Annotated in this window: 7 protein-coding genes; all 7 read left to right on the top strand. The window is 74.0% G+C overall.

Annotation, left to right across the window (positions count from 1 at the left end; translation table 11 throughout):
- A partial coding sequence (locus AB0I76_RS21220; RefSeq protein ID WP_357038066.1) for an iron chelate uptake ABC transporter family permease subunit occupies positions 1-210 on the top strand: 210 nt, incomplete at its 5' end.
- Positions 211-317: 107 nt separating this feature from the next.
- A complete protein-coding gene (locus AB0I76_RS21215; protein WP_357038069.1) occupies positions 318-1,133 on the top strand; it encodes an ABC transporter ATP-binding protein in 816 nt (271 codons plus the stop codon).
- Between the two features lie 118 nt (positions 1,134-1,251).
- A complete protein-coding gene (locus tag AB0I76_RS21210; RefSeq protein ID WP_357038064.1) occupies positions 1,252-1,488 on the top strand; it encodes a hypothetical protein in 237 nt (78 codons plus the stop codon).
- The gene (locus AB0I76_RS21205; RefSeq protein ID WP_357038061.1) at positions 1,485-3,029 is read left to right on the top strand and encodes a multicopper oxidase domain-containing protein; all 1,545 of its coding nucleotides are present in this window, start codon (positions 1,485-1,487) and stop codon (positions 3,027-3,029) included. Before AB0I76_RS21210 ends, AB0I76_RS21205 begins: the two co-directional genes overlap by 4 nt.
- 36 nt (positions 3,030-3,065) lie before the next feature.
- Positions 3,066-4,259 (top strand): sensor histidine kinase, encoded by a 1,194-nt coding sequence (locus AB0I76_RS21200; RefSeq protein ID WP_357038058.1) that lies wholly within the window; start codon positions 3,066-3,068, stop codon positions 4,257-4,259.
- A gap of 19 nt (positions 4,260-4,278) precedes the next feature.
- Positions 4,279-4,959, top strand: a complete 681-nt coding sequence (locus AB0I76_RS21195) for a response regulator transcription factor (RefSeq protein WP_357038055.1) — start codon at positions 4,279-4,281, stop codon at positions 4,957-4,959.
- Positions 4,960-5,075: 116 nt separating this feature from the next.
- Positions 5,076-5,620: FUSC family protein (locus AB0I76_RS21190; RefSeq protein WP_357038052.1), on the top strand; the 545-nt coding region annotated here is incomplete at its 3' end.

Below are 5,620 nucleotides of genomic sequence, written 5' to 3'. Positions count from 1 at the left end.
CCCCACCTGGCACGCCGGCTGACCCGCGCGCCCGGACCGAACCTGCTGCCCTCGGCGGCCGTGGGCGCGCTGCTGATGGTCGCCGCCGACCAGATCGCGCAGCGGGCCGTTCCCGGCCACCAACTGCCCGTCGGCGTGGTGACCGGCGTCCTCGGCGGCGGGTACCTGGTCTGGCTGCTCGCCACCGAGCGCCGGGCCGGCCGGCTGTGACGGCGGGACAGGGCCGGCCGGCAGCGCCGGCCACCATCCCGGGACCGGCCGGCGGCGTCGGCCACGACGAGAACGGAGCACCCATGTCCCGGTTGAGCGGCACGGCGATGACCCTCGCCTACGAGCGGCGGACCATCGCCGAGGACCTGACCGTCGCCGTCCCCGACGGCTCGTTCACGGTGGTCATCGGACCCAACGCGTGCGGCAAGTCCACCCTGCTGCGGGCGCTGTCCCGGCTGCTGCGACCGACCGCCGGGGCGGTGCTGCTCGACGGCGAGGACATCCACCGTCGCCCGGCCCGGGCCGTCGCCCGGACCCTCGGGCTGCTGCCGCAGTCGTCGGTGGCGCCGGAGGGCATCGGCGTCGCCGAACTGGTCGCCCGGGGCCGGTACCCGCACCAGGGGCTGCTGCGGCAGTGGTCCCGCCAGGACGAGCGGGTGGTCGCCGAGTCGATGGCCGCGACCGGTGTCGACGACCTCGCCGACCGCCCGGTCGACGAGCTGTCCGGCGGGCAGCGGCAACGGGTCTGGCTCGCCATGGCCCTGGCCCAGCAGACGCCGCTGCTGCTGCTGGACGAGCCGACCACCTACCTGGACATCGCCCACCAGATCGAGATCCTCGACCTGTGCGCGCGGCTGCACGAGGAGCAGGGGCGGACGCTGGTGGCGGTGCTGCACGACCTCAACCACGCCGCCCGGTACGCCACCCACCTGATCGCCATGCGCGACGGCCGGGTGGTGGCCGCCGGCCCGCCCCGGGAGGTGGTCACCGCCGCGCTGGTCGAGGAGGTGTTCGGCCTGCCCTGCCGGGTGATCGACGACCCGGAGACCGGCACCCCGCTGGTCGTGCCCGCGCGGCGTCGCGTCCCGGCAACCCGGCCCACGGGCGAGGAGGATCAGGGCACGACCCCGGTCCTGCCCTGAGGCCGGACCGCGCCGGCGTACACCGGCGGGAGTAGCGGAAGTGTCTCCCGCCGGCGGACGCCAGGTCGCCCGTCGCTGCGTAGCTTTTCGAGGCGTACCGACGACGACGGGAGCGACGATGAACGACAGCCGGACGGGGGGACGGCCCCGACTGCGCCGGCCACTGCTGTGGGTGGGGCTGGCCGTGGCCGTCCTCGGCATCGTCTTCAACCTCGGTCTCTTCTTCGTGCCACCGGACGTGTGGCTGGCGGACCCGGGGCTCGTGCCCATGCCCGAGGTCCTCGTCGGCTGGTGGGCCGTGGCGGTGGGCGTGCTGATGATGGCGTGGAGCCAGCGGGGGCGAGCCCGCCGGTGAACGGGCAGCACCCCCGCCGCCGCGCGGTACTCAAGGGGCTCGCCGCCACCGGCATCGTGCTCGTGGCGCCCGCCGCCGGCTTCGCCGGCTGGGTCTGGGTGGACTCCGGCCGGAGCAACACCGGCACCCTCTCCTTCCGCAACCGCCTCCGGATCCCGCCGCTGCTGGACCCCGCCACCGACCGCGACGGGCGCAGGAGGTTCCGGCTGGACCTGCGGGAGGGGTCCACCGAGTTCCTGCCCGGCACCCGCACCGACACCTGGGGAGCCAACGGCACCTACCTCGGGCCGACCCTTCGGGCGCGGCGCGGCGACCGCGTCGCGGTGGACGTCAGCAACCACCTGCCCGAGCGGACCACCATGCACTGGCACGGCATGCACCTGCCGGCCGAGATGGACGGCGGGCCGCACCAGCCGATCGAGCGGGACGCGACGTGGCAGCCCTCCTGGACGGTCGACCAACCGGCCGCCACGCTGTGGTACCACCCGCACCTGCACCGGGCCACGGCGAAGCACGTCTACCGGGGCGTCGCCGGCCTGTTCCTCGTGGACGACCCGGTCACGGACGCCCTGCCGCTGCCCGGTCGGTACGGGGTGGACGACGTCCCGCTGATCGTGCAGGACAAGAAGATCGCCGACGACGGCAGCCTCGACGAGTCGACACTGGCCTTCGGCGGTCTCACGGTCACCGGCCTGCTCGGCGACCGGATCCTGGTCAACGGCACGTACGACCCACGGTTCGAGGTGACCACCGAGCTGGTGCGGTTCCGCCTGCTCAACGGCTCCAACGCCCGGATCTACCACGTCGGGTTCACCGACGACCGGGAGTTCGCGCTGGTCGCGGTCGACAGCGGCCTGCTCGGGGCGCCGGAACGGATGAACCGGCTCCCGCTCTCCCCCGGCGAGCGCGCCGAGATCGTGGTCCGCTTCGCGCCGGGCGACGAGGTGGTCATGCGGAGCTTCCCGCCGCCCCTGGGGGCCACCTTCGCGTACGAACGGCTGGCCGGCGGGGACGACGAGCACGACCTGGTCAAGTTCGTCGCGGGCCGCACGCTGCGCCCCGCCCCCGCCCTGCCCGGGGTGCTCGCCGAACGGGCTCCCGCACCGACCCCCACCGGCGACCCCTTCCGGCTGACCATGGGCGACTTCACCTTCAACGACCGGACCATGGAGATGCGGCGGCTGGACCGGGTCGTCGGGGCCGGGACGGTCGAGCGGTGGGAGATCGTCAACGACCAGTCCATCCCGCACAACTTCCACGTGCACGGGGCGTCGTTCCACGTCCTCGACGTCGACGGCCGGACGCCGCCGGCACACCTGCACGGCGCCAAGGACACCGTCTACGTGGCACCGGGCACGACGGTCACCCTCGCGGTGTCGTTCCTGCCGTGGTCCGACGCGCGGACCCCGTACATGTTCCACTGCCACCTGCTCGCGCACGAGGACTCCGGCATGATGGGGCAGTTCGTGACGGTGTCCGACGCGGACCGGGCCCTGGTCCGGAGCGACCGGCTGCCGCAGGTCCACGACCACGGGGGCTGAGACGGTGCCGATGAGGCACGGAGGTACGCACAGTCGATGACGGTCCACCCGCCATCCCGACCCACCCGCTCCACGTGGTGGGTCGACCTGCTCGTGGCGGGCGTCGGCGGCGCGGCCATCACCGTCTCCACCTCCGTGGCCACCGAGCCGACGAGCCGCTCGTCGAGTCTCGCGGCGTACGTGTTCGGCGTGCTCCTCGGCGGCATGCTGGTGGTGCGCCGGCGGTGGCCCACCGGCGTCCTGGTCGGTTCCCTGCTGACGGTCGTCGTCTACAACCTGACCGACTTTCCCAGCGTCTCGCCGATCTGGCCGCTGCTGGTGCCGCTCTACACCGTCGCCCGGGCCGGCCGGATGGTCGTCGCGGCGCTGGTGGGCGGCTCGATGCTGCTCATCTCCATCGGCTGGATCGCCTGGTCGGACCTGTTGCCGCTGGACGTCCTCGACGGCGCGCTCCGCGAGTCGGTGCTGCTGGCGCTGGTGCTCGCGCTGGCGACGGCCAATCGCAACCGGGAGATGTGGACCCGGGAACTGCGGGTCCGGCTGCGGATGGAGCAGGAGCAACGGGACCGCGAGCTGGGCCGGCGGCTCATCGAGGAGCGCCTCGGCATAGCCCGCGAGCTGCACGACGTCACCGCGCACGCCCTGGCCGTGGTCGGCATCCAGGCGGGACTGGCGCGTGAGCTGCTGCACGACGATCCCGACGCCGCGCGGGAGGCGCTGGACGCCGCCCGCCGGGTCAACGTCGAGGCGATCGGCGAGTTGCAGGCCGCGGTCCGGGTGCTGCGGGGCGGCGACGAACCGCCGCACGCGGGCCTGACGCCGGCGCCCGGCGTGGAACAGCTTCCCGCACTGGTGGAGCGCACCGTCGACAGTGGCCTGCCCGTCGAGCTGGTGGAGACCGGCGTCCGGCGGGCCGTCGCACCGGCCGTCGGCCTGACCCTCTACCGCATCGTGCAGGAGTCGCTGACCAACGTGCTCCGCCACTCCGACGCCACCTGCGCCACCGTCGAGCTGGACTACTCCGCGCGGGGTGTCCGCGTACGGGTCGGGGACGACGGACGCGGACCGGCGTCGGCCTCCGGCGAGGGGCACGGCATCGTCGGGATGCGGGAGCGCGCCACCAGCATCGGCGGCTCGCTCTCGGTGGGACCGGGCGAGCACGGCGGGTTCGTGGTCGAGGCGTGGCTGCCGGCGACGGCCGTGTCCGCGTCCCCGCTCCCCACCATCTGACCGGGCAAAGGAGGCCGACATGACGATCCGGGTGCTGGTGGCCGACGACCAGCTGTTGGTACGGACGGGCCTGCGCGGGCTGCTGGAGCGGGATCCGGACATCCGGGTCGTGGCGGAGGCCGGGGACGGGCGGGAGGCGCTGCGGCTGACCGCCGAGTTGCGGCCGGACGTCGCGCTGCTCGACATCCGGATGCCAGAACTCGACGGTCTGGCGCTGACCCGGCGGATCACCGCCGACCCCGACCTCGCCGACGTCCGTGTCGTGGTGCTGACCACCTTCGAGACCGACCAGTACGTCTTCGAGGCGATCCGGGCCGGCGCGAAGGGATTCCTCACCAAGACGGTCGACCGGGAGGAGCTGTGCCGCGCGGTCCGGGTCGTCGCCGGCGGCGAGGCGCTGCTCAGCCCGAGCGTGACCGGACGGGTCATCGCCGAGTTGTCCCGCCGGCCGGACCCGGCCCGCTCGTCCCCGGAGCGGCTGTCCGCGCTGACCGTCCGCGAGCGCGAGGTGCTGGAGATGATCGCGTCCGGCCGGAGCAACGCCGAGATCGGCGAGGCGCTGCGGATGAGCCCGTTGACCGCCAAGACCCACGTCAGCCGCATCATCACCAAACTGCGGGTACGCGACCGCGCACAGCTGGTGGCACTGGCCTACGAGACCGGGCTGGTGCAGCCCGGCGGCGACGCGACGCGCGGGTGAGAGCCGCCACGGGACCGGAAGACCGGCGGTTGACGAGGTCCCGGACCGGGTAGTGGCGACCCCACAATGATCATCGGCGACCAGGCCCGGTCCGCCCGGCAACGGAGGTGCGTCCCGTGCGGGACTGGTGGCGCGAGGCCGTCGGGCGGCTGCGGAGCGACGGGACGGCGGTCGTCGAGCTGACCGCCGCGGCGGCGGTCGCGTGGATCCTCGCGGCGGTGGTGATCGGGCACCCGGATCCCTTCTTCGCGCCGACCGCCGCGCTGGTCGTGCTCGGCGAGTCGCGGGGCCGGCGGCTGCGGCAGACCGTCGAGATCCTGCTCGCGGTCGCCGCCGCCGTGCTGGTCGCGGAACTGCTGGTGTACGCGCTCGGTCCGGGTACCGGCACCGTCCTGCTGGTGCTGCTGCTGACCACCACGCCGCTGGTGGTCGCCGGGGCACGCCGCGCCCTCGTCGTGCAGGCGGCGGTCTCCGCCATGTACCTGGTCGCCGTCGCCGCGCCGAACGGGACGCTGATGCCGTTCCGCTTCGTCGACGCGCTGATCGGCGGGGCCGTGGCACTCGCGGCCAGTCAGCTCATGGCCGCCCGCGATCCGCTCGCGCCGCTCGTCGCGCAGGCCCGGCGCAGCTACGCGGACCTCGCCCACCTGCTCGACGAGGT

Source organism: Micromonospora sp. NPDC049799 (assembly GCF_040656655.1).
GTDB lineage: Bacteria > Actinomycetota > Actinomycetes > Mycobacteriales > Micromonosporaceae > Micromonospora.
The sequence above is the reverse complement of the archived record's forward strand: the minus strand, read 5'-3'. Positions and strand labels throughout refer to the sequence as shown.

Bases quoted from the DNA above. Each gene is read 5' to 3' on its own strand.
- AB0I76_RS21215 (WP_357038069.1), top strand. From the start codon at position 318: ATGACCCTCGCCTACGAGCGGCGGACCATCGCCGAGGACCTGACCGTC.
- AB0I76_RS21200 (WP_357038058.1), top strand. From the start codon at position 3,066: ATGACGGTCCACCCGCCATCCCGACCCACCCGCTCCACGTGGTGGGTC.
- AB0I76_RS21195 (WP_357038055.1), top strand. From the start codon at position 4,279: ATGACGATCCGGGTGCTGGTGGCCGACGACCAGCTGTTGGTACGGACG.
- AB0I76_RS21210 (WP_357038064.1), top strand. From the start codon at position 1,252: ATGAACGACAGCCGGACGGGGGGACGGCCCCGACTGCGCCGGCCACTG.